This window comes from Mucilaginibacter sp. NFR10, from assembly GCF_900100445.1.
Classification (GTDB): Bacteria; Bacteroidota; Bacteroidia; order Sphingobacteriales; family Sphingobacteriaceae; genus Mucilaginibacter; species Mucilaginibacter rubeus.
The window spans coordinates 191,766-215,748 of the sequence record NZ_FMTV01000008.1 but is presented as its reverse complement, the minus strand read 5'-3'; the positions used below and the strand labels follow the sequence as shown (position 1 = coordinate 215,748).

General features: G+C 42.9%; 20 protein-coding genes. 7 read left to right on the top strand and 13 right to left on the bottom strand.

Annotated features, from left to right (window positions below; genetic code table 11):
• Positions 1–65: 65 nt before the first annotated feature.
• The 5 genes from BLP33_RS23565 to BLP33_RS23545 all read right to left on the bottom strand — a co-directional run bounded on the left by BLP33_RS23565 (position 66) and on the right by BLP33_RS23545 (position 4,873).
• Positions 66–671 carry a peptidoglycan-binding domain-containing protein gene (locus tag BLP33_RS23565; protein ID WP_090533777.1) on the bottom strand — a complete coding sequence of 202 codons (606 nt, stop codon included), beginning with the start codon at positions 669–671 and terminating at the stop codon, positions 66–68.
• A 90-nt stretch (positions 672–761) separates the two neighbouring features.
• Positions 762–1,928, bottom strand: coding sequence for a glycosyltransferase family 4 protein (locus tag BLP33_RS23560; protein ID WP_090533775.1), 1,167 nt, complete (start codon positions 1,926–1,928; stop codon positions 762–764).
• Positions 1,929–1,950: 22 nt separating this feature from the next.
• The gene (locus BLP33_RS23555; protein WP_090533773.1) at positions 1,951–2,799 is read right to left on the bottom strand and encodes a phosphatidylinositol-specific phospholipase C/glycerophosphodiester phosphodiesterase family protein; all 849 of its coding nucleotides are present in this window, start codon (positions 2,797–2,799) and stop codon (positions 1,951–1,953) included.
• A 198-nt stretch (positions 2,800–2,997) separates the two neighbouring features.
• Positions 2,998–3,885 (bottom strand): glutamate--tRNA ligase family protein, encoded by an 888-nt coding sequence (locus tag BLP33_RS23550; RefSeq protein WP_090533771.1) that lies wholly within the window; start codon positions 3,883–3,885, stop codon positions 2,998–3,000.
• 244 nt (positions 3,886–4,129) lie between these two features.
• Positions 4,130–4,873 (bottom strand): SDR family oxidoreductase, encoded by a 744-nt coding sequence (locus BLP33_RS23545; RefSeq protein ID WP_090533769.1) that lies wholly within the window; start codon positions 4,871–4,873, stop codon positions 4,130–4,132.
• Positions 4,874–4,984: 111 nt separating this feature from the next.
• Here BLP33_RS23545 and BLP33_RS23540 point away from each other — a divergent pair, with 111 nt between their 5' ends.
• From BLP33_RS23540 to BLP33_RS23530, 3 genes are all read left to right on the top strand, one after another.
• Positions 4,985–5,683, top strand: coding sequence for an SMUG2 DNA glycosylase family protein (locus BLP33_RS23540; protein ID WP_090533767.1), 699 nt, complete (start codon positions 4,985–4,987; stop codon positions 5,681–5,683).
• A 245-nt stretch (positions 5,684–5,928) separates the two neighbouring features.
• Entirely contained in the window at positions 5,929–6,948 is a 1,020-nt protein-coding gene (locus tag BLP33_RS23535; protein ID WP_090533765.1) for a nucleoside hydrolase, read from the top strand.
• 99 nt (positions 6,949–7,047) lie between these two features.
• Positions 7,048–8,679, top strand: coding sequence for a GH35 family beta-galactosidase (locus BLP33_RS23530; RefSeq protein ID WP_090533763.1), 1,632 nt, complete (start codon positions 7,048–7,050; stop codon positions 8,677–8,679).
• Positions 8,680–8,729: 50 nt separating this feature from the next.
• On the opposite strand, the gene BLP33_RS23525 is transcribed toward BLP33_RS23530, so the two are convergent.
• Positions 8,730–10,463, bottom strand: coding sequence for a glycoside hydrolase family 13 protein (locus BLP33_RS23525; protein WP_217633219.1), 1,734 nt, complete (start codon positions 10,461–10,463; stop codon positions 8,730–8,732).
• A 238-nt stretch (positions 10,464–10,701) separates the two neighbouring features.
• Between BLP33_RS23525 and BLP33_RS23520 the strand changes: the two genes are divergently transcribed.
• Entirely contained in the window at positions 10,702–12,048 is a 1,347-nt protein-coding gene (locus BLP33_RS23520; RefSeq protein WP_254780230.1) for a BamA/TamA family outer membrane protein, read from the top strand.
• Between the two features lie 63 nt (positions 12,049–12,111).
• On the opposite strand, the gene BLP33_RS23515 is transcribed toward BLP33_RS23520, so the two are convergent.
• Positions 12,112–12,735 (bottom strand): hypothetical protein, encoded by a 624-nt coding sequence (locus tag BLP33_RS23515; RefSeq protein ID WP_139160055.1) that lies wholly within the window; start codon positions 12,733–12,735, stop codon positions 12,112–12,114.
• A 259-nt stretch (positions 12,736–12,994) separates the two neighbouring features.
• Between BLP33_RS23515 and BLP33_RS23510 the strand changes: the two genes are divergently transcribed.
• Both BLP33_RS23510 and BLP33_RS23505 read left to right on the top strand, forming a co-directional pair.
• Positions 12,995–13,741 carry a hypothetical protein gene (locus BLP33_RS23510; RefSeq protein ID WP_090533759.1) on the top strand — a complete coding sequence of 249 codons (747 nt, stop codon included), beginning with the start codon at positions 12,995–12,997 and terminating at the stop codon, positions 13,739–13,741.
• Between the two features lie 27 nt (positions 13,742–13,768).
• Positions 13,769–14,575 (top strand): hypothetical protein, encoded by an 807-nt coding sequence (locus tag BLP33_RS23505; RefSeq protein WP_090533757.1) that lies wholly within the window; start codon positions 13,769–13,771, stop codon positions 14,573–14,575.
• Between the two features lie 122 nt (positions 14,576–14,697).
• Here the strand turns inward: BLP33_RS23505 and BLP33_RS23500 are convergent, their stop codons facing one another.
• The 6 genes from BLP33_RS23500 to BLP33_RS23475 all read right to left on the bottom strand — a co-directional run bounded on the left by BLP33_RS23500 (position 14,698) and on the right by BLP33_RS23475 (position 21,310).
• Positions 14,698–15,078 carry a hypothetical protein gene (locus tag BLP33_RS23500; protein ID WP_139160054.1) on the bottom strand — a complete coding sequence of 127 codons (381 nt, stop codon included), beginning with the start codon at positions 15,076–15,078 and terminating at the stop codon, positions 14,698–14,700.
• 89 nt (positions 15,079–15,167) lie between these two features.
• Positions 15,168–17,411: a CRTAC1 family protein gene (locus tag BLP33_RS23495; RefSeq protein WP_175490100.1), complete on the bottom strand. Its 2,244-nt coding sequence runs from the start codon at positions 17,409–17,411 to the stop codon at positions 15,168–15,170.
• A 143-nt stretch (positions 17,412–17,554) separates the two neighbouring features.
• Positions 17,555–18,103, bottom strand: a complete 549-nt coding sequence (locus tag BLP33_RS23490) for a hypothetical protein (RefSeq protein ID WP_090533750.1) — start codon at positions 18,101–18,103, stop codon at positions 17,555–17,557.
• A 251-nt stretch (positions 18,104–18,354) separates the two neighbouring features.
• On the bottom strand, positions 18,355–19,482 hold the full coding sequence (locus tag BLP33_RS23485; protein ID WP_090533748.1) for an acyltransferase family protein: 1,128 nt from the start codon (positions 19,480–19,482) through the stop codon (positions 18,355–18,357).
• 174 nt (positions 19,483–19,656) lie between these two features.
• Entirely contained in the window at positions 19,657–20,115 is a 459-nt protein-coding gene (locus BLP33_RS23480; protein WP_090533746.1) for a putative quinol monooxygenase, read from the bottom strand.
• A gap of 10 nt (positions 20,116–20,125) precedes the next feature.
• Positions 20,126–21,310, bottom strand: coding sequence for an acetyltransferase domain-containing protein (locus BLP33_RS23475; protein ID WP_090533744.1), 1,185 nt, complete (start codon positions 21,308–21,310; stop codon positions 20,126–20,128).
• A 163-nt stretch (positions 21,311–21,473) separates the two neighbouring features.
• On the opposite strand from BLP33_RS23475, the gene BLP33_RS23470 reads away from it, so the two are divergent.
• On the top strand, positions 21,474–23,924 hold the full coding sequence (locus BLP33_RS23470; protein WP_090533742.1) for an outer membrane beta-barrel protein: 2,451 nt from the start codon (positions 21,474–21,476) through the stop codon (positions 23,922–23,924).
• The last annotated feature ends 59 nt before the right edge of the window (positions 23,925–23,983 follow it).

The window sequence follows — 23,983 nt, the reverse complement described above, 5'->3', positions numbered from 1 at the left end:
GGCAAATGTAAGAAATAGGAAAGGGAGTACAAGAATTGTAGCATATTATAACATCCCCGTTATAATCATTTACTCGCTGTTGAAAGTTGTTGAAGTGTTTTAGCACCCAGCATACCATCCGGAATAAGCTTACAATGTGCCTGAAAAGCCATCACCGCTTTTCTGAATATATCAGATTCTTGCCCGTCTATCGGTCCGGCATAATATCCAAGTGATTTTAACTGCTTTTGCGTTTCGGTTAATAAATCAATCTTTCGATCAGCAGACAGATCGCCCAGCGAGGGTACTTCTCCCGGGTGTTTAATTATTTTGGAAAGCTTAACTCTTAAGCTATCATCATTAACGAGGCCGGTTTGCACTAAAAAGTTCAGGTTTTGCGCAGCTGCCTGTTGATCGCCGTTGGTTTCTATCATTTTTAAAACCAGGTCTGCTTCAAATTTTTGTTTTTCCAGATTTCGATTTGCAACACCCTGTATCCATGCGCCTACTCCGGTACCGAGTAAGGCAAATATCGCTGAGAGGATTATCGGTGCATACTGTGATTTAAGCCACTTATTTTCACTCCTTTTCGACTGATCTTCCTGGTAGTACTTAAAAACTTCAAAGTCAAGCTCTGTTTTTATCTGTGATTTAAACTTGTTAAAACTTTCATCCGGTTGTGTGTCGGCCATAGGTTATTTATTAGCTGTATGATTATAAAATTAGATAATAAAATCTATTTTTTAAACAATCAACTCAGTCGCAAATCTAATAACAAGTTTTTATACTACCCCGCTAAACACATCTACACCTGCCATTTCGGCCAGGTCATCAAAATATACCGATGCCAGATGTTCCCAGCTTAAGCGGCTGCTATATTGGAGGGCCACTTCAATAAACTGTTCCCGCAGGCTTTTACTCTTCAGCAATAATTCAATCCGCTCAACATAGCAGCCGGCATTGTATGGCTCACATTTAAAACCATTAATGCCTTGCTCAATAAAATCTTTTGAACCGCCGCCATTGGCAATAACGCACGGCAATCCGGATGCCATAGCCTCAAGTACAACGTTACCGTAAGCCTCAGATACAGAAGGAAAAAGGAACAGTGTTGACGATGCATACAATACCGAAAGCGTTTTATGATCTACCTTACCGGTAAATACTGCGTTTGGCATTTTTGTCTCACAGGCCTTCCGCGCAACACCATCGCCGGCAATTATGAAGTTAACTTCGGGATTTCTATCCTGCATAATGGTATAGATCTCAAACAGGGTTTCCAGGTTTTTCTCCCAAACCAGGCGGCTCGCAAATAAAATAGTTGGATTATCATTTCCTGTTATCGAGTGCAAACTTTTTTTATGCCTTGGCGAAAACAGCCGGGTATCTATTCCCCTTTGCCATAGTTTCATGCGATAGGTATCAACTCCCATATCAATCAGCTCATCCTTCATAGTAATTGAAGGCACGTATACCTGATCACATTGATTATAGAAAACCTTATGACTCTCGGCCATCATCTGCTTAACCTTATTGATGAGGAAGGGGGTATGTTTCAGGTAATAATCGATGTAGGAAATAAAATGAGTATGGTATATGCTCATAACAGGCAAGCCTTGCTGGGTAGCATATTTTAACGCAAAATTGCCCAAAAGCGATGGCGTGGCGATGTGTACAACATCTGGCGAAAAATTATCAATCTCTTGCTTCAATTCGCCCATCACCAGGGCAGGTATCGCCATAGTGTAACCGGTATTGATCGGCAAGGTCAAAGCCGGCACTTTTAATGATTCAAAACCGGCTATGCTATCCGGCCCGGCACCGTAAACAAACAGAAACTCAAAAATATTACGGTCAATCCGTTTAATGAGCTGATACATGGTACGTACGGCACCATCGAAATCTTCAATAAGTATCTCGGCGAAAAATGCTACTCTAATCTTTTTCATCTTATTGAGTGATTAGTGGTTATTACCTGGTGTTCACCTTCGCGTATCTTACAGGCTCCGGCCCCGTCATCAGGAATTCCCTCAATTCGGCTAATTTATCCGTGTTGATCAGGTCTACCTCACACTCAAGCAGGGCTTTCCATACTTCTTTATTTTCGGGAGAAGCCCACAGGCGCACCCGTTTTTTGTAGTGATGTGCCGTGGCTACATAATCACGAAGCAACTGTCTCTGATCTTCAGGCATCGGACCCTTACCTGTCCAACTGATCAGGCGCGAATATTTGCAGCTGGCAGTTTTATAAACAGTGTTTGAAAGTGTATCGGTATGCACCTGCATCAGGTCTTCATCAATAAAAGCATAGCGTTGCCTTTGTGCCTGAAGCATTTTATAAGGTTTATTGCCGGTTATAACAATTGTTACTTTTCCCTCTATTATTTCGCCATCATTATAACTCGACAGCATAGGCGCATAGCGTTTTAATACTTCCGACAGCTTTGCATAAGTTTTTTCGGCGTCTGATTTAATATCGATCATCAGCGTAACCGGAGAAAGTGGGTATACCACCTCCCTGTTTTTACCCTCGTAACAGTTAAACAATGGCTTTAAATAAAGCTGCTCCAGGGTACGTCTTTTTTGAAAAGCGGGCAGCATATGTGCCACCAGCAATTCGTCATCGCGCAGGTAAATGTCAGCTTCTACGTTTTGAAAACCGTTATCCAGGGCATCGTACAGGGGCCGGTTGTGCCAGTAATCATTATGGGCGAAACCTTTGGAGAGGGGGCTGTTTTGAGCCTGGCAGGTAATGGCTCTGAAGGTAAGAATAACAAAAAACAGAAATTTCAGGTGCTTGTGGCAAAATGCTGCTTGCATCGTAATTTGTATTTGTTGCCACAAATTTATCCTTCAGATATGTACAGGCAGTTATGTCATGGTAAAGTAAAAGCACCAAATGCTTTAATTTATTGTAAATGACTTAACATTTTCATCACATTAAAATATACAAATTGACACCGTTCGATTAAGCTGGAGTCACATTAAATACGCATTTTATAAAGAAGTGTTAATATGCTATGACAAATGGCGAAGAATTGATGCACCGAGCTCCTGCCAGTTACCAGCTTTTTCGGGAAGTGAACAAAGATCTGAGATAAGCATAAATACATCTTCCGCACTTTTGCCTTCCTGCCTTAGATATCTAATCGACGTTGAGCCGGCCGATTTGGATAGCTTTTTACCGTCTTTTTCAAGCAACAGCGGATGATGATAAAATACGATATCATTAAAATCCTGCTTATCCAACACAGCCGCCAACTGGATCTGAGCCAATGTTGACGCCCACAGATCTTCACCCCTCACAATCAGGTCAATGCCATAAAACAGATCGTCAATAACAGAAGTAAGTTGATAAGCCGGGAAACTGTCTTTTTTTTTGACCACAAAATTTTCCATTTCGGCAAGTAGCTGAGTTTGGATAATTTTGCCGGTATAACTTTTCACGAGCAATGTAGCAACGTTATCTGTACGTAAGCGCCAACTCGCTCCAAGGGTATTTAAAGGAATCTGCTTATCTGAGCAGGTACAGCTTCCAATTTCACTCATTTGCTTGCGCGAGCAGGCACAGGCAAATACAAAACCACCTGCGGCTAATTGCTCGAGGGCTTCGTTATACAGATGCATCCGGTGAATTTGTGAAAACCTGGCTTCAAAATCGTCGGCATCCTGCGGTCCTTCATCCCAGGGGATCTCCAAAAATCGTAGCGTATCAAAAATATCAGTCAGGTATTCCCGATTAACCCTTGCCCGGTCGAGGTCATCAATCCTCAATAAAACTTTAGCGCCATGCTTACGCGCCAATGTCGCGGTGATAGAAAAAGACAGCACATTGCCCACATGCAAAAACCCGCTTGGTGTTGGAGCAATGCGGGTTTTATTAAAATGTATCGGGGCACTTGTCAATAGCTTTTAGGATTGATGAATGCTAAGATACAAAAGCTGAAGATTACAGCGATAGTGTGATGAAGATACTTTTTGAGCGACGGCCTGTGCGATTCCCTCACTTGGAAGGGTGTAGGAAGGGGTTTCGTCGACATGCATATACGCTTTAATGACGAACAAACCCCTCCCAGCCACTACGCATTCCCACTACCCCCCTCCCCGGGGGAGGGGGGTAGTGGGAATGCGGAACTCCTCCTATAAACCGTTACGCCAACAAAGTGCCACCGTCGACAACTAAATTGAGGCCCGTTCCAAAGCTCTGTTTCATAAGGTAAACAAAGGCAAGGGCAATATCATCCGCATGGCCAACACGACCAAGCAGTAATGTATCTTTCGCCCAGTTGTAAAGTCCTTCTTTATCTTCGGCAGACATACTGTCCCACAGGTTGGTGTCAATTACCCCGGGTACTACCGCGTTTACACGTATTGGAGCAAGCTCAACGGCAAGTGCCCTCACCAGGCCTTCCATGGCGCCGCAAATACTGCTTGCTATCGACCAGCCGGCAGCTGGTCTTGTTCCCGCCGTGCCACCGGTTAGGTTTACAGAGCCGCCTTTGTTGATGAACGGCACGCCATATTTAACAGCAGCATAAGCTCCCCAGTAGCGCAGATTAAAAAACTTACGCGCAGCCTCGATATCTGTTTGATCGATATTATTCAAATTAAGATTTTCAGCAGCGGTGTAAACCAGGTGATCAAAATTACCGGTCTGCTCAAAAAACGATTTTATATTTTCTTCGTGTGATAGGTCTACCGCGTAGCCCTCAGCATCTTCAGGTAACTGGCTTAAAGCGTTGTTGATCTTGCTTTGATTACCTGAAACTATTATCACTTTAGCACCTTCGTCAGCAGCTGCTTTTGCTGTCGCGAAGCCTATACCTGTACTGCCACCCAATATAATTACCCGTTTGCCCTTTAATGACGATTTACTTTCAATTTGATTGTTCATGATGTTATTCTTTTTTAGACACCACAAATTTCCGCCGTAAAAAATCGGTTCCACTTACCATTTGGTAAAAAGCGATTAGCCTTCAAAATTTATAAATACTAAATTTGAGCTATGACACTTGCAGACCGGATTATCCAATTCAATGAGCAGCTAACCTACACCGGCGATCCTTTACCTGAAGGCATCCGCATTATGAACCCTTTTAAGGAACATCCGCAAACCATGCGTATTGTCGATGAGTTTTACCATAAATATTATAATGATAATCAGCAGCGGCATATCATTTTGGGCATTAACCCCGGCAGGTTTGGCGGTGGCTTAACAGGCATCCCTTTTACGGATCCTAAACGACTGATCTCTGAATGCCACATCAATTACGAAGGCAAAATGTCGCATGAGCCTTCTTCTGTGTTTGTTTATGAGGTGATCAACGCCTTTGGCGGCCCGGAAGCTTTTTATAAACAAATCTATATTAATTCGCCCTGTCCGCTTGGTTTTACAAGTGTTGATGCAAACGGAAAGGAAAAGAACTATAACTATTACGACAGTAAGGAACTAACCAAAGCCGTTTATCAGTTTATGATCGAAAATATCCGCAAGCAGATTGACCTGGGCATTAATACCGAAAAATGCTTTTGTTTTGGTACGGGAAAAAATGAAACATTCCTGCGCAAGCTAAACGATGAATACCATTTCTTTGGCGAGATCATAGCACTTGAACATCCGCGTTTTATTATGCAGTATAAAACGGCAAGCAAGCAATTTTATATTGATAAATATCTTGAAGCTTTTGCAAGTATAGCGGGATAAGTTATCGCCTATTAAACAAAACTTATCAATTCCCCTCTTGAGAGGGGGCGCGAACGAAAGCGCGGTAGCAGGGGTGTGTTTCTGCGGTAGACTTATCAAGCAGAAACACACCCCTCCGCCCCTCTCAAGAGGGGAATCGCTCAATCCCGCACCATTTGTCCCTTATATTAACTATGCAATAAACATCCTCTTGTTTCAGGCTAAAACGCTTATATTGTGTGCTGCAACCAATTAACCTTTAAGCTATGACCCAAAGCAAGTTTTTAGCATTCCTGCTGGTGCTTTTTGTTTTTCCTTTTGTTTCAAAAGGGCAATCAGATGCAAACAATAAACTCATCTCGCCCCGCATCAGGGTGATCATGGATAATGATTTTGGCGGTGATCCGGATGGTTTATTTGCGCTTACTCATCTGGTGCTATCGCCATCGGTTGAAGTTAGGGGGATCATCGGTTCGCACCTGAATGCCAACGATGGGTTCGACAGATCTAAAACCCAGGCGGAGAACGCGGCAAAAAAGGCTGCAGACTTGTTAGCTGTTTTAAAGATTAAAGATCAATTCCCGGTAATAGCAGGCTCTAACACCGCGATGGTAAACGACAGTACCCCGGTAAAAAGTAAAGCTGTCGATCTGATCATTAAAGAAGCATCCCGTACAGACACCTCCTTACCTCTTTACATCCTTTGTGGCGCCGGACTTACCGAAATTGCATCGGCTGTATTAACCGATCCAAAAATTGCCGACAAACTCACACTGGTGTGGATTGGCGGCCCGGAGTACAGCGATCTTGCACTACCCCCACCCAATTACAGCAGCCCCGAATATAACCTCAATATCGATATCAATGCGGCGAGAGCTGTGTTTAACCATTCTCAGCTAAAATTATGGCAGATTCCGAGGGATGGATATCGCCAGGCCATACTTTCCTACTCAGAATTACTGCTTAAAGTAAAGCCGCAAGGCGAAACGGGGAAATATCTGGCTGGCGCACTTGAAAACGTCATGAAGCTCATCCAGCAATATCGTCTTAATTTGGGTGAAACCTATATCATAGGTGATAGTCCGCTGGTGTTGCTTACCGCGCTGCAATCATCCTTTGAAGCCGACCCATCATCAAGTGAATATGTGTTAAAGCCCTGCCCGCTTATTAACGCACAAGGCGGATATGATTACAATGCCCATGGCCGAAATATCCGTGTTTATCGCAGGTTAGATATCAACCTCATGTTTAATGATTTTTTTGCCAAGCTGGAGTTGGCTAAATAAATGCTGCATTTGGCACATTTTTAACCATAAACGGTTTATTTAGTATTACCAAAAGTGCTGTTTTGTAATTATTTTGCATGGTCATAAACCTTTGTTATCATGCTTAAAATAATTGGCAAAAAAACTCAAAATACGCTTCTGCTTACATTACTATTATTTGCGGGGGGTAAAACCCTTGCTCAAACCAATGATACATCGTTACCTAAGCTTATTGAAAAAAATGGCAGGCACGCGTTTTTAGTTGATGGCAAACCATTTTTGATGCTGGGAGGCCAGGCGCATAACTCAAGCGCATGGCCCGCTTTAATGCCAGCGGTATGGAAATCGGCCGGGGTAATGCACCTTAACACGCTTGAAGTACCCATTTACTGGGAGCAGGTAGAGCCACAGCCCGGGAGGTTTAACTTTTCATTAGTGGATACCCTGCTTACCCAAGCCCGGCAGCATAACGTGCATTTGGTATTATTATGGTTTGGCACCTGGAAAAACGGCAGCAACCATTACATGCCCGAATGGATGAAACGCGATGCGGAGAAATATCCAAACATTACTGGTAAAACAGGCAAGCCCATTGACTCGCCTTCACCTCATTCAAAAGCCACTTTAGATGCTGATATCAAAGCGTTTTCGGCAGTTATGCGTTACTTAAAGCAGGCTGATGAGCAACATACCGTAATCATGGTGCAGGTTGAAAACGAACCAGGCTCATGGGACACCGTTCGCGACTATTCAGCCAAGGCGCAAAAACTGTTTGAAGGCGATGTCCCCGCCCAACTGTTAAAACCAGCTGTACTAAAAGCCCTGAATGTATCGGAACACTCAAAAGGCTCGTGGACCAAAGTTTTTGGCGACAGGGCTGACGAATATTTCCAAGCCTGGTCAATAGCCCGGTTCATCGAACAGGTGGCCGCAGCCGGTAAAGCTGAGTATCCGCTGCCATTATACGTAAACGTGGCGCTCCGTGATCCGCTTACCAATCCGCCGGCAACCCATTATGAAAGCGGGGGCGCGACAGATAACGTAATCCCGATCTGGAAAGTAGCCGCCCCATCAATTAACCTGCTTGCTCCTGATATTTACCTGTCGGGCAGCGAAAGGGTGTTGAAAGTAATTGACCTGTATACCCGCGCAGATAATCCCCTGTTTATACCCGAAGCTGGTTTAATTGCTGATAATGCCAAATATTTTTATGATGTTTTGGCCCATGGCGGTATTGGTTTTTCGCCTTTCGGGATAGATGACAATGGCGATAGTTCAAACGATGATCATTTGGCCGAGCTACTTTCCCCTTTTGCGGATAAATATGCCATGGCAGCACCAATGATGCGTGAACTGGCACAATGGGCATTTGAAGATAAGATCAAAGCCGTTGTTGAACATGAAGATGGCGCGGAGCAAAGCATTAAACTTGGTGCCTGGGATGCCATTGTAAAATTTGGCAGCGGTCGGGGTGGTGAACTTAAACCTAATAAAGACCATAACGGTAAAGCCATGATTGTTAGCCTTAATGAAAATAAATTTATCGCGACTGGAACAAACTGTCGCATCACCTTCCGCCCGGCCGGCAGCAACACCGGTACGGCATGGCAATACCTTAAGGTTGAAGAAGGCTGGTATGATCAAGGCGTATTTAAATCGCTTCGCATCCTTAATGGTGATGAAACAGACTGGGGAGGGCCTGCAATTGGCGATAAGCCGAGGGTGCTGCAGATCTCGTTGGTGGTGAGGTAAAATTAATTAATGTAGAGACGCAATTATGCGTCTCTACACGTTAAACCCTCCTATTTCACCTCATAAACCACCGCCTCATACGGCATCAGCGTGCCATTTTTTGATGGCTTTTGATAATTGCCGATTAAAACCGTTGCATTACCCAAATTCATTCCTGTTTGAGCCGGAGCTGTTTTACTTGTAAAATTCAGGAGTACCAGCAGCTTCCTGCCGTTCAACTCCCGGGTGTAGGCATAAGTATCGGGGTTTTGTGCATCGAGCAATGTATATTTTCCGTATACCAGTACCGGGTTATCCTTCCGCAGCTTTACTATCCGCCTGAAATAATTCAACGTGCTATTGGCATCTTTTTCCTGCGCAGCAGCGTTGACACTTTTATAATTGGGATTTACCTTTATCCAGGGTGTACCCGTTGTAAAACCGGCATTGGCCGTGCTGTTCCATTGAAATGGAGTGCGCCCGTTATCACGGCTTTCAAAGGCTATTCGTTTTAAATATGTAGGCAAATCGGCACCAATATTTTTTTGCCGCTGATATTCGTTTAACGTTTGCACGTCACGATAGTCATCAATTGTGCTAAAGCCAGCATTGGTCATGCCCAGTTCGTCGCCATTATAATAGTATGGCGTACCGCGCATAGTCATCAAAAATGTAGTGAGCATTTTTGATGATACAGCCCTGAACTCCGGACTATCATTGCCGAACCTGCTTACCAGCCGGGCCTGGTCATGATTGGCTAAGAATATTGATAACCACCCCTTTGATGCAAAGGCACTATCCCATTTGGTAAATACCTGTTTTAAGTGAACTACGCTATAGCCTTCGGGTTTGGCAATATCCACACCTTCAAATGCGTAAGCCATGTTCAATTCATTTCTGTCGGCATCAACTAAATTATGGCCGTCTTCAAAAGTATTGCCTGCACCTTCGGCTACACTCATTACGTTATATTTACTGAGCACTTCTCTGTTCATTTCCTGCAGGTATCCGTGCAAATTGCCCTGTACGCCGTAATATTGGGTAAAGTTTTTTTCAAACCCTTTCGGAAAGGCCGGAAAGGTAGTATCCTTTGCAGCAAATTGGAAGGCATCCAGCCGGAAACCGTCAATCCCCTTATCAGCCCAAAACTTCATTATGCCGTATACTTCATTCCTCAGTTTTGGATTTTCCCAGTTAAGGTCGGGCTGCTTGTGCGAAAAATAATGCAGGTAATAGGCATTGGTAAGCGAATCATAACGCCAGGCATCGTGGTTTACGTCAAATAAACTGTAGCGATAAGCGGGTTTGCCCTTTTCGGCGTTCCACCAGTGATAATATTCCCGGTACGGATTTTTGCGCGAGCTCCTGCTTTGTTTAAACCATTCGTGCTCATCGCTGCTGTGATTTACTACCAGGTCCATCACCAGTTTTATGCCGCGGGAATGCATGCCTTTCAGCAAAACATCAAAATCATCCATGGTTCCAAAATCCTTCATGATGTTGCGGTAATCGCTTACATCATAGCCATTATCGTCATTAGGCGAGCTGTAAATTGGGTTAAGCCAAACAACATCAACACCGAGGCTTTTGATATAATCAAGTTTGGAGATAATGCCTTTCAGGTCACCAATACCGTCTCCATCGTTGTCCTTAAAGCTTCGGGGATAAACCTGGTAAACTACGGCTTCCTTCCACCATTTGCGGTCAATAGTGTCTGCTCTGCCTTGATTGTTTTGCGCGGCCCCTGAAATGGCAACAAACATAAAAACAATGAAGGCCACAAAACGAATGTAAGGTACGTTCATGATTATAATTGGTTAAGCTTAGCAGGACGAAACAGACTTTCTGTGGTTTCTAACAATAGAATATTAAGATAGCAATATTTAAGCGAAACAAAAAATAATGCAACTAAATCCGTCGGCTTAGCGCCCGTACAAATTTGAAGTTCAAACATTATGCACATTTCGGGGTTTAGAAATGAGCTAACACCAATCACAATTAAACAGTCAGTAAATTGAATTTTTAATATTTATATCCGTTAGCGTGCATCACAAACCACCACATAAAATTTCTACCCTGCTTTTAAAAACAGTTTTATTCATACTATTTACAGGCATATCGGTACATGCTTTCGGCCAGGTACCTGTACCTGCCGATTCGGTAAAAGCCGATTCATTGCGCATTAAAGAAAAAGTAGTAAAACCGGCCAAACCGACCGATACTTTATATAAACAATATGACTTTGGCGATCTGGTGCGTAACATACTTCATCCCGGCCGACCGGCTGCACCTTCTAATAAAAAGTCATCGGGAATTACCATCATACCCAATGTGGCATCCAATCCCACTATCGGCTCACAAATTGGGATCAAGGCTGTAGCCGGAAAAAAATTAGGAAACGATCCAAATACCCTGCTTTCGGTTGCTGCCACATCGGCTTCTATTACTACCAAGGGGATCATCTATTTTTATATCAACCATAACATATATACACCGGGTAATAAATGGAATTTTCAGGGCAGTTTGGTTGCAGCCAAAACGGTATCGCCCGATTATGGTTTGGGAATTGGCCAGGCATCAAGCGGCAGCGAAGCCGACCAGGTGTTGGCCAATCCCGGGCGTAAAGGCAGGGCATTGCATTCGCAATTTTATAATATCCGCGAGAAGGTATACAAAGAAATTGATAAGGGGCTATTTTTAGGCGCGGGCGCTTCTTTTGATATCAGGCGAAAAATTGAGGATACCAAATCAGCAACCGACCTTACCCCATACAATATCTATAGCGACCGTCATGGGTTTGCCCGCGACCATTATGCTGCTAACGGCTTGCTTTTTAACTTACAATACACTACCCGAGACAATCAAAACCGGGCCTACAGAGGGATTTACGTTGATGCCGGCTTCCGCGTTAATCAAAGCTGGATGGGAAGCTCCAAAAACGCGGTGCAGTTCACTACAGATTTCAGGAAGTACTTCAGCCTGTCAGAAACTAACCCCGAACATGTTGTTGCCTTCTGGAACTGGGGATCTTACCTGATCAGCGGTGACATCCCCTACCTTGAGCTGCCCGGCACCGGCAAAGATCCGGGCTTCCGGAGCGGCAGGGGGTATGTGGTACAATATTTTAAGGGTACGCAATACAACTACTCAGAAGTGGAATACCGATTCCCGATACTGCGGAATAAATTTTTAAGCGGCGTGGTATTTGCCAACCTGCAAACAACCAATGATGAATCGGGCACCAAAATATTCCAGGTATGGCAACCGGGTTATGGCGGCGGTTTGCGGGTACTATTTAATAAAGCAACCCGTACCAATCTTTGTCTTGACTATGCCTTTGGCCGGTATGGTTCAAAGGGGTTCTTTTTGGGCTTGAATGAAGCATTTTAAAACGGCCTCTATGTTAATCACGAAGGCCGTTTCGTTAAATCGACTACGATAGTTCTATATAGCTTACTTAGTATAAACAGCGAACTTTGTATTTTTAGCATTGAGCGGTGTCATCCATTTAATATCTTTTCTTTTGATCGTGCCGTTTAGTTGATCTGCAATTACCAATTGTTTTTTATTTATCAATATCGAGTCCTTATCGGAAGATATCACGATCCATCCTGTTTCATCCACCATATAAAACTTATTATCAACCTTAACCAACACATCCTGATTGCCAGCTTTTGCTGCAGATAGTTTATTATCAAATGTTCGGGCGATTTTTATCTGATCAAAATGTTCCAGCGTACTGTGATAATCCAGATCGCCAATCGCCTTGTTTACCAATTTTGAAAACGAGTTTGATCCTGATCCTTTATCTAACCCAAAATACATTAGCGCTTTTGTATTGCCCGGCAAACTGCCCCAATGCTCGCTTTGCATAATGTTATTATAGCCTTTTTTAATGATCTTTAACTTAAACCTCATCTCCCCATCGGCCATAAAACTAAGTGAGATCTTAAAATAGCCCCGCACATCCGTTTTTCCAAGCAGTTTTTCATCAGCCCCGAAAATACCAGCTCCTTCAATTGGCAATAAGGTTTTTGAATCAACAACGAGACCGGCGATGTCTATATTTCTTGTCATTCTGTTATATGTGTTGGCCAATAGCAGAGCCGGGATGAAAAACAGAAGTATCGCAACAAAAGACAACTTTGTTATTAAAAATTTATTCATGACAGTATTTAAGTTTAGGTGAAGATAGGAGTTTAACTAAAGAAAAAAAATACAACATAAAATATCTGTGCTGTTAATTATTATTCTTAATTTTATACTGCAAGCACCTGTAAAACAATCATGTAATACAACTACATGATATTCCTAACCATATCAATAACCGGGAAGCATGGCCAAAAAGAAAACAGCCGATAAAGACAGCATATGGAAAAGCCTGCAATTGAAGCTGGGCGTAATTACTGTTATTTTAGGTTTAATAACTACCGGGTATAATCTGATTAAGAAAGATCCGCCACCGCCGGTTAACCCTGATCTGAAGGCCAGCCTCGAAATTTCGTATATCAGCATGGTCAATGATATTTATGCCCTGGCGGGGGGTGATAGTGCTGTAAGGAAAAAGGATGCCTTTTATCTTGATTATCCCATACTCACTAATGAAATTTCGGATAAAAACCTGCAGAAAACCGATCAGCTTTTTAACGACACCACAGCTAACGATTATGACCTGTTTATCACCTGCCTTATGATCCAGAACAAAGGCAAAGGCGATGCATCAGACATTGAACTTGACGTGAGCAAGCTCAATATTAGCCAGCCGCTTACCATAACTGAAGCCCCTCAAAGCAAAAATGATTATGACAGCCAGATCAGGGCCAAAGGCAACGCTGTGAAACAAATTATAAAACTACCTTCAAGGCTTTCAACCGGGCAAGGAATTTTAATCCCCTTATTCGTGACCTATGATAAACCAAACGCTGTTAATAAAAACAGACAATGGAAAATTGAATCGAAAACCATTTTTCTGCCGGATAATATCCACTATACAGAACCGGCGGATACCGCCCGTAAATCATTAATAATACGAAAAATGCTGAGCCCGGTGAGGCTGGCCGAAGGTGTACAGGGGCGCGGATAGTTCGACAATGATCAGATATTCATAAGAATGGAAAATAACGAAAACCCAGTACCGGCCAAACAACCTAAAAACAGCCTCGCCTTTATCCTGATAGTGGTTGGCAGCGTCCTGATCATTGGCAACCTGTATTTTTATATTGCCCGGCAAAAGCGCAATACTATAAAAAGGCAACAATTAGACAGCCTTGCCAAACAATTGGATACCGCCAATGCAAAATTTGAAATTGGCTATGGCGAAATGAGCATAGCCTCATACAATAAGATGAAAGATGCTGCCGGCCAAAAGGATCACAGCCCTTTAGTTTACCCGGTAATGAAGAACGAAATAGATGATCTTATCGCTGCCGGAAGCTATCACCCCGACTATGGAATCTCTTCCACTTACCTGGAGGAATTTACATCCTTATACAAGAAAAAAAAGCTGAAGCCAATGGGTACGGCAGTTGCCTGCTTAATTATTAAACAAGTTGGAAAAGGCAAAGCAGAATCTGTAAAGCTCGACATCAACCGTTTAAAGCTTGGTGAAGTAAGTGAAATGTTTGACCCTACCGATATCAATAAATTTACAGATCCGGAACGTACAGCTAAATCTTTCCATTCTACTTCCCTGCAAATAGATCTTGGCGCAATGGATACCGGAGACGCATGGCTTATGCCCCTTTACATAAGCGACGGCTTCTTGAGATTAACAGAAGGCGGCGATCCGCCGGGATGGTCGGTTACCGCCGGGCCAATACTTCTCCCGGTTAGTTTAAATTATATCAAAAAAGATAAGCGTATTCAAAAGATCCCGCTGCAAGAAGTACTTAACCGGCCGATAGAGATACTGGATTAAGAAACAGTTGAAGTACGATATGAACTATCTGCCATGGCACTGTATGCCGGTTAAACAAATTTTACAAATAAACAGGCCGCTCTAATCACAAGAAAAGCGGCCTGTTATTTTGTTACTACTGGTTATTGTCCGCTTGTGGCGCTCCAGCCATCACCCCAGCCACTGCCGCCTGCTGCTTTGCTGCCTTTCAAAAGCTTATCATATTTTACTGTTTGTTCTTTAGTTAAAACAGCTTTGATCTTTGAGATGGTAGCTTCCCGTAATGGCTTAATATCAATCATCATTTTCGTGTTATCACCTTTATCAGCAGCTTTGATCTTTTCAAACTTATCGGATGATTCCTGGTATATCACCGCAATTTTTTCGGTTTGTTTATCAGTGAGCTTTAATTGCTTTTGCAGGTCTTTTGATTTTTCAACAGGTTTGGCACCGGGCTTGGTTTGCGCGTTGCCTGCTACAGCCAATCCAATGAACATGCAGCATAGTAATAAGAGTTTTCTCATGGTTAAGATTTATTTTAATTGTTGTTGATATAAATGTAACTATTTTGGTATAAAACCAGAGCTAATATTTTCTATTACAGAAACATGATTTAATTTGTTTTGGCTGCCATTTGCATCGGCATACAACCAGGCATGTTTTTGCTGCGGAAAATCAGTTTTGTTAACTGGGTAGTTTTGTATTGTGCATTACCCTCGGTGATATTTAAGAACTGATTGGGCGCCACATTTTTAAAGTATTGCACAGCGCTGCTGCCTGCCCATTTTATCTCAATCTCATCAATCATCTTTGCCTGGCCAATTCCTATCTCCTGCCGCAAAGGCGACGACCCAAAACTCCCGCCCGAATTAACGTCTTTATAAACAGAACGTTTAACCCCATTTTCGGTAAAAGTGAGTTTGATATGGCTTCCGATGGCTGCATTATTGGCTTTTGTGCCACTCAATTTCAGACTGATCCAATTATTATTGCTTATACCGGGGTTCATGTATAATGAACTGGTGTACGAGTCGCCAATATAAGCCCCTCCCATTTCGGCAAAAATATCCTGATGGCCGTTATTCCTCAAATCGGCAAATGCGATGCCGTGCCCCTTTTGCAAATTACCCGTACGCGATGAAGAAGTGATATCAGCAAAACGTTTACCCCCTATATTTCTGAAAAATTTGTTAGGCACAAGCGATTTAAAATCGGGATTGCCCGTACCAAAATACATATCAGGATAGCCATCGTTATCAATGTCGCCAAAATTGGCCCCCATACTGTAAACTACTTTATCCAGTCCCGCCTCTTTGGTAACATTGGTAAAGGTGCCGTTATGGTTGTTTTTATACAGGTAGATATTACCTGCTTCCGGAACGGGTTTACCGAGGGCGGCGGCGGCGCTGTAAAAACCTAAGGTACGCTCAAAATGGTAATTGGCCACCATCAAATCGGGCCAGCCATCATTATTATAATCATAAAACCAGGTAGTAAAAGTCCGTTGTTTGATCTGGTCAAGGCCCGATTGTACGGTCACATCTTCAAAATCAACTCCGTCTTGGGTTTTGCCTTTATTTCTAAGCAGGTATTTGCGCCCGTCCATGGTTGAAATAAATATGTCGGCAAAGCCGTCGTTATCATAATCGGCAGACGCTACCCCTTTTACAAAAGCTTTGATGCCGCAATGGGCAGCCGTGGTTATGTTGCTGAATGTGCCATTACGGTTATTCATATATAACTGGCAGGTTGATTCATCGGCGTAGTATATCGACTCCGAATTTTCGTTACCAACAAACACGTCCAGCCAGCCATCGTTATTAAAATCGGCCCAGGTTGCGGTTTGAGTAGGGTGAAGCATAAACAAACCACTTATGGCGGTTACATCAGTAAAAGTCCCATCGCCATTGTTGCGCAATAAGGAACTTGGTTGGTTGCCGAAGCCCTTGGTGAGCCATGCGCCACGCAAAACAAAAACATCCAGTTTACCATCATTGTTATAATCCGTTTGCTGGATATTAAGCCCCCCGGTAATCCCTTTTAAACCGGCGGCTTCGGTTCGGTCACTAAACGTGCCGTCCTGGTTATTTTGAAAGTAATGCATCGGATCGCTCAGGTCCCAGCCCGATGTCATGATATCAAGATAGCCGTCGTTATTAAAATCATCAACAATGACCCCGCCTGCCCGGCCGTTGATGTTAAGGCCAAGGCTACCGGCCACATCAACAAAGGGTTTAACCTGTGCTGCAGTATCCGGGTCGGCATTAAGGCCGGGGATTAAGGCATTCCTAGGCACTTTTTGCGGATACTCGCCAAGCGTCATATAGGCTATGTTGATTAACCAGCGCGACTCATAATCATCGGGACGAAGCTTTAACAATGCTTTATACACTTCAATTGCTTTTCTTGAGCCGGTTTGGATCTTGTGTACCCCATCATCTTTAATTGGGAAGATGCACGACGAGCCGGTATGGTTAAGCATACAATTGCTCCGTTCACCCAAACGCATGTAAGCTATGGCCTGTTCAGGCAACGTTTCATCAGTCGACATGAAATCGATGTTATCCATCAGGTACTTATAAATATCAACTGATTGCTGCTCTTGTCCTGCTTTTAATAGCAGTGAGGCCTTTGAAAATAACACCTCGGGGCTTTTGCCAAGCTTTTTGGTTTTAAGCAACGAATCGCAATAAGCCAGCTTCATTTCGGGGTTAAACGGGTTTGAAATGGTATTATTCTTTTTATTTATCTGCTTCAGCACCTGGGCCATCTCCTCATTAGATGAGTTCTGGCATGATGCTATTATGGTAAAGCCGCACAGCAGCACAAGCGCGGCGGTAACTTTTTTCTTTATCATAGGATTTTTATATACCCTCGCGGATAAAATGCCAGGGCTTTTACCCGCGAGATGTGGTATTAAATTGTCAATAGAAATTTCGGACAACACGACCATGGGCATTAAAACAAATGCAGGTCGGTAAATAGACTAAATGGAGAAAATCAGCAGGTTGCTTTGGGTGGTTGTTCGGGAATATCCTGATGAGAACTTACTAACGATTGCACAGGTTGTACAACGTTTTCAGGCAATGGCACTACAGGGCAGTAAAATTCAAATTGCACAAATGAAAGGCTTACATTATCCTTTAAAACCATTTTGCCAAAGGGCACATGCTCTTTGGGAGAAACAGGAGCCCCCTTTATTCCTTTTGCATCAAGCACATTGCTATCGGCAAAGCGGGTAGTTTTATAATTAGGAATGCACATCAGGTGAAGGGCAGTCCTCGTCAATCGCATTTTTACGTAATTGTAGGTGGCGTTTCCAAATGTAACATGCCCCGATATATTTTCAAAAGTTCGCCAATCATGAATAGCAGGTAAGTTAACCGGGATAGAGACTTCGGTAAGGTCATTTACATTATATAAGCCTTTCCCAACCTGTTCATTAAAAAACCGGTCCGATTTATAAACCAGGTATTGATGCAAGGCCAGCTGCCCGCCAATGTTAAGCAGGTAAATATTGAGCAATATTAAAGCAATGGTCTTTTTCAAAGGTTTACAATTATCTAAAGATGAGATTTATAAACGATATTTTCAAGACTTATTTATGCCCATTTAATTTATTATTAAAATCATATAATATCAATGCATAAATCGACTTACACGGTCGGCGCTTCGCCGGACCAGCCGCTTTACCCTTCGGGTGAGAAGGAAAAAGAATCCCCTCTTTGCGCTTGCGTAGAGAGGGGCGACGAGCGTAGCAATCCCGGGTTGAGTTAATACCCATCCTACCCTAATATTATTTAGGCCTTTTTCAGCAGAAAACGATTCTTTAACCACTCCCTAACAGGTTCATCATAGAGCTTGAGGCAGGCGTAGGCGATGGCGATACTCGCTACAAAAAGGTCCAAACCTACAAGCAGCCCTTCTGTCATAGGGATCTTATTATTTGTTACCCAGGCTGTATGAAAATAAATGAGAGGATAATGGGTGATATAAAGCGGGTACGACAGATCACCTATAAATTTGCAAACCCTTACTGAACTTTTACTCTTTAACGTTCCACCGGCGCCGATAGCCACAATTAACGGAAAAACGATAATAATACAAAACGACTCATACAAACCATTCATCCATAAATGTTCGGGCCCTCCTATCCGCGGCACGCATAAAACGGCAATGATTAGAGCACTGCAAACCGTAAATGCGCCTTTAACATGAATGAGCTTACCCATGCGGCACAGCAACATCCCCGCAAAAAAGGGATAAAGCAACCGCGTGAAGCCAATATAGAGTTGTGTTTTATTAACCGACCATCCGCCAATTACATCACCCTGCGGTCCCATTACTGTATAATGGATCAGCAAACAGGCAGATGCAAACACCAATATGGCCAGCAGCGTTTTGGAGAACTTGCGGATCACCAGCGCGTAAAGAATATTAGCTATATATTCAAAAAACAGCGACCAAGCCGGGCCATCCAACGGGTGCATTTCCTGCCAGCCGCGGATATCCATAGAAGGCAGTATCGGTATCAGCGTACAACCAACCAGCATTACCAACAACATTTTCCAAACCGGCGTGTCATGAATAAGCGGAAACACTGCACCGCTTTGCGAGTAAAAAAACAAGGCGCCAATAATTGATCCGGCAATAACCATGGGCTGCAGGCGAATGAGACGGCGCTTATAAAAATCCCATGGGGTCATTTTGCCCCAGCGGTCGTCATAGGCGTAAGCGACTACAAAGCCCGAGAGCAGAAAAAAGAAATCGACCGCCAGGTAACCGTGGTTTATTATTTGATTAAAACGGTTGCCGGAATAAGTTTCAAAAACATGAAAAGCCACTACAAAAAGGGATGCCACACCGCGCAATCCGTCAAGAATTTGATAATGACCTTTTGATTCAAGGTACGTAGGGTTTTTACTCATCAGCAGGAAAAAACAAGTATAATAAATTGGTTAACTCAGCTTCAATAATGCGCAATGCGAACCGGGCGCAATACCATGGCTAAATATCCTTTAATTTATCGGCAAGTCAAAACCCGAAGCTGGGAAAAAAGAAAAGCACCCCGGCAGCCTGAACAAGATTTACGACGTAACGCGCTATAAGCGCGGTTTAGCGGCAAGCACTATCGGAACAGTTTCCACAAGCTCAAGCGATTTAACCATATCTTTTGTGGTGCTTTTGTATTTTTTAAAATGAGCCGTTTGCAAATGGGCCTGGTATGCGGCGGCATCGGCATAGATCTCAAAAACCGTGACCCGGGTTGGATTATTCTTTTCAGCCACTGCGTATAGCGTTAAAACTCCCGGCTCAACTCGTACGGCGGTTTCGGCATGCTCTTTAAGCGCAGCCATATAATTCTGCAATTGAGCAGAATCAATTACAAGTTTGGCTATGCGTACCACATTGTTTTTATCCTGGGCGGCGGCACTATCTGGCGAAGATATCGATAACATAAAAATTATTAAAACTGATAACAACCCACTGCCAAAAGCCGGTATCCAGGCTGTGCGGGTATGTTTTCCTGTTGGTTCTGAAATTTCATTTATAGCTTCCATTTTTTACTTTTTATAAATAACTTAACCACCATTTTCCTTTGTTGGCCTGTTTGTAATCATCATAGCGCTTGCATAAAGGATATAAGGCCATTACTATTCCAATCCAAACAAGATACGCAACCGGTAATGAAAACCCGTAGCCCTTCAGGTTTGTTGTAAACCAGATAGGTTGTTTCAGGAACCAGATCTTCCAGTCCTGCCCGGGCGTAAGCGCCGATGCAATAATTGCTATCAGGTGGATTATATAAATATGAATAAGGTAATAAAACATGGGCACCCTGCCATATACCGAAACTACTTTTACAACAGCTCCTTTTGATTTTTCGGTGAATGACAGGAACAGAAAGGCCGCACCCAGCGTCAACAGGAGGTACAACAACGATGGCGGATATTTATTTACCTTAATAAATGACAGGATGGTAAATAATGTATTTTTCTGTACGCTCCATTTCACCGGATCTCCATATAGATTGGTATAACGTAATACAATAAACAAAGCAATACAAGTGGCGCCGGCTATCCATAAGTTTCTTTGCCTTTTGCCAACCTCATAGCCCGCCGTATACCATCCGCCTAAACAATAACCTAATGACATAACCGCCATTAGAGGTACAATGGGATACCCAACCAATAAAATTTCCTTATGCCAGGTAAAAAACTGCTGGTCATGAAGCAGCGACCAGCCAAAAGCCGGCAAAGTGCTGCCCGGCACATGAACGCCGTCTAAAAGATTATGCCCCAATATGATTATAACGCTAATGCCCAGGATCAATTTTTTAGGCAGATGGATCAATGCCGCCAGTATGATCATGCTTAAGCCCAGCGCCCATATAGTAATAAAGAAAAACATGGGAAACGTGATATTGAAGTTCCAGCCGAAGTTAACCACGAACATTTCGAGAAATATAAGCCACAATCCCCGTTTTACCAGGAATATGGATAACTCTCTTTTAGTTTTCTTTTGCCCGATGAGGTATGCCGATGTTCCGGCAAGCAGCATAAATATCGGGGCGCAAAAATGAGTGATCCACCGGGTGAAAAACAATATGCCGCTTGTTTTTGTAAGGTCAAGCGGATCATAAAAAAATGATCCGGAGTATAAATAGTCCCTCACATGATCAAGTGCCATAATAATCATGATAGTACCTCGGAGAAAGTCAATAGAGGTTATCCGGTTTTTTATAATTGCGCTCATTCAGGTTTTTTATGATGAAGTTACTATTTATATAGATAGATTTTAACGAATGCGTATTTCTTGACATTGGCATTAAGAGCACAATCCATTTTCCGATGCATGATGCATCTTTCCAGTTACCATTTTTATGTAACTATTTTAACTAAAATGATGTCTTGTAGTTATGAAACTACTCCAGGCATTCTTTTTGACCTTATTCACATTGTTGCTACCCGCCGTTTCCGATGCGCAAACCGGAGGTGGTAAAATTTCGGGGATAGTTTTAGATGATGCTAAAAAACCGCTCGATGGTGCAACTATAACCTTGCTTATCGCAAAAGATTCTACGGTTGTAAGTACACTGCTTACCCATCCGGACGGCAGTTTTGCCTTTCAAAATTTAAAAGATGATACTTATCTGGTTAAGGCAACCTACATGGGCTATAAAAATTACCGAAGCGCCCCTGTAGTTCTCAACCAGCAACAACCGGTTAATTTACCGGCATTCATTTTACCCTTAGCGGGCAAAACGTTGAATGAAGTAGCTATAACCGGTAAAAAATCTTATGTTCAGCAAAAAATCGACCGCACAATAGTTAATGTAGGCGCATTGATATCCAATACCGGCGCCAATGCTTTGGAAGTGTTGTCAAAAACGCCTGGCGTGCAAATAGATGCCGATGGCAATATTACCTTTAAGGGGAAAAGCGGGGTGCTGGTAATGATTGATGATAAACCAACTTATCTTTCGGCTGCAAACCTGGCCACGTACCTGCGTTCTTTACCATCTTCATCTTTGGACCAGATAGAGCTGATGGATAATCCGCCGGCTAAGTATGATGCGGCAGGTAACGCGGGCGTAATCAATATCAAAACTAAGAAAAACACCACCAGGGGATTTAATGCGGTAGTGTCTGCCGATTACGCGTTGGGTTTTTATTACCGCAATAATGAAAGTATCAACCTTAATTACCGTTTCGACAAAGTTAACCTGTTTGCTAACCTTGCTTATAATAAACAAAGAACCTACCGAAGGCTTGAAATTGACCGCGATTATTTTGATATGAACGGAGACCAAATCTCCTCGCTAAAAGATATTTCCTATTTCAGGCCGACAAGCAACAATACCAATATTAAAACCGGGATGGATTATTATGCCTCGCCGAAAACAACCTGGGGGGTGGTATTTACCGGCACCTTATCGCACGACCATGACAGCAGCCCTGTAAACAGTTTATTATATGGCAAAAATAGTGAATTAGATTCAACCATTAATACCCTCAATACTTCCAGAAACAGCTTTAAAAGCGGAGGCGTCAACTTAAATTACACCCATAAATTTGATAGTGCCGGCAGGGCGCTCACATTCGATCTGGATTATATCCGCGATGTATCGGGCAGTAATCAATTGTTTGTAAATAATGCCTTTTTGCCCGATGGCACTTTAACAAACTCAACCACGCTAAGTGATAATTTACCAGCTACTATCAATATCTACTCTGCAAAAGCTGATTATTCCCATCCACTCAAAGGCAAGGCAAAGCTGGAGGCCGGCGTTAAGAGCAGCTATGTAAATACGGATAATGCCGCCAATTACTTTAATGTAATTAATAACGTAAGCACTATTGATTATAACAACACTAACCGTTTTTTATATAAAGAGAATATAAATGCCGCCTATGTTAATTTCAATAAAAAATTAGGCCGCTTCGCATTACAAACTGGCTTGCGGTTAGAGAACACCAATGGCAAGGGGCATCAATTAGGTAATGTTCAAAGGGCCGACTCGTCTTTTGCTAATCATTATACAAACCTGTTTCCAACCGCGTATTTTTCCTACAACCTCGATACAGCAGGGCATAAAGTATTAGTTATTTCTTACGGTCGCCGGATAGGCCGGCCGAATTATGGGAGTTTAAACCCCTTTACCTTTTTTGTAGACAAGTTTACCTACTTTTCAGGCAACCCTTTCCTGAAACCACAGTTTACCGACAATTATAAGCTGGCCTATAGTTTCAAAAGCCTGTTTACCGTTGCGGTTGCATACAATTATACCACCGATGTTCAAAATGAAACCATTCACAAAAATGGCAACGTATTCATCAGCACCACCGGTAACATAGGGCAACGGAAAACACTGGATTTTTCTGTCAATACCAATCTTCAGCCAACCAAATGGTGGTCGGTTAATTTATATGCCGAGGTATATAATAACACCTACCAGGGCATGTTTTACTCTGGCTACCTCCATCAGTCTCAAAGCACATTTAGCGGCAATGGCAATAACCAATTCACCTTATCAAAAACCTGGAGTGCCGAATTAAGCGGCTTTTATGATAGCGGCGGCACTTACGGCCAGTTTGTTACGATACCCAAAGGCATGCTCAATGCCGCTATTCAGAAAAAAATATTGAATAACAAAGGTTCAATCAAATTAAATGCACGGGATATCTTTCACTCGTTTCGCCCAAGCGGTACCATTACCAATATTGAAGGAGCACATGCAACCTTCCATAATTTTTTAGATACCCGGGTGGTAACCCTTGCCTTTAACTATAGCTTCGGCAAATTAACAAACGTCCCTAAAAAGCGTGATACCGGCGGTGCGGATAGTGAACAAAACAGGGCGCATTAGTTTCAATATTGCCCGGAAATTAACAAGCGCAGCATATTCTGATCCTGTTAAAAATCATG

Coding starts and splice junctions, on each gene's coding strand:
- BLP33_RS23565 (WP_090533777.1), bottom strand. CDS start 671: ATGGCCGACACACAACCGGATGAAAGTTTTAACAAGTTTAAATCACAG.
- BLP33_RS23560 (WP_090533775.1), bottom strand. CDS start 1,928: ATGAAAAAGATTAGAGTAGCATTTTTCGCCGAGATACTTATTGAAGAT.
- BLP33_RS23555 (WP_090533773.1), bottom strand. CDS start 2,799: ATGCAAGCAGCATTTTGCCACAAGCACCTGAAATTTCTGTTTTTTGTT.
- BLP33_RS23545 (WP_090533769.1), bottom strand. CDS start 4,873: ATGAACAATCAAATTGAAAGTAAATCGTCATTAAAGGGCAAACGGGTA.
- BLP33_RS23540 (WP_090533767.1), top strand. CDS start 4,985: ATGACACTTGCAGACCGGATTATCCAATTCAATGAGCAGCTAACCTAC.
- BLP33_RS23535 (WP_090533765.1), top strand. CDS start 5,929: ATGACCCAAAGCAAGTTTTTAGCATTCCTGCTGGTGCTTTTTGTTTTT.
- BLP33_RS23530 (WP_090533763.1), top strand. CDS start 7,048: ATGCTTAAAATAATTGGCAAAAAAACTCAAAATACGCTTCTGCTTACA.
- BLP33_RS23525 (WP_217633219.1), bottom strand. CDS start 10,463: ATGAACGTACCTTACATTCGTTTTGTGGCCTTCATTGTTTTTATGTTT.
- BLP33_RS23515 (WP_139160055.1), bottom strand. CDS start 12,735: ATGACAAGAAATATAGACATCGCCGGTCTCGTTGTTGATTCAAAAACC.
- BLP33_RS23510 (WP_090533759.1), top strand. CDS start 12,995: ATGGCCAAAAAGAAAACAGCCGATAAAGACAGCATATGGAAAAGCCTG.
- BLP33_RS23505 (WP_090533757.1), top strand. CDS start 13,769: ATGGAAAATAACGAAAACCCAGTACCGGCCAAACAACCTAAAAACAGC.
- BLP33_RS23500 (WP_139160054.1), bottom strand. CDS start 15,078: ATGAGAAAACTCTTATTACTATGCTGCATGTTCATTGGATTGGCTGTA.
- BLP33_RS23495 (WP_175490100.1), bottom strand. CDS start 17,411: ATGATAAAGAAAAAAGTTACCGCCGCGCTTGTGCTGCTGTGCGGCTTT.
- BLP33_RS23485 (WP_090533748.1), bottom strand. CDS start 19,482: ATGAGTAAAAACCCTACGTACCTTGAATCAAAAGGTCATTATCAAATT.
- BLP33_RS23480 (WP_090533746.1), bottom strand. CDS start 20,115: ATGGAAGCTATAAATGAAATTTCAGAACCAACAGGAAAACATACCCGC.
- BLP33_RS23475 (WP_090533744.1), bottom strand. CDS start 21,310: ATGAGCGCAATTATAAAAAACCGGATAACCTCTATTGACTTTCTCCGA.
- BLP33_RS23470 (WP_090533742.1), top strand. CDS start 21,474: ATGAAACTACTCCAGGCATTCTTTTTGACCTTATTCACATTGTTGCTA.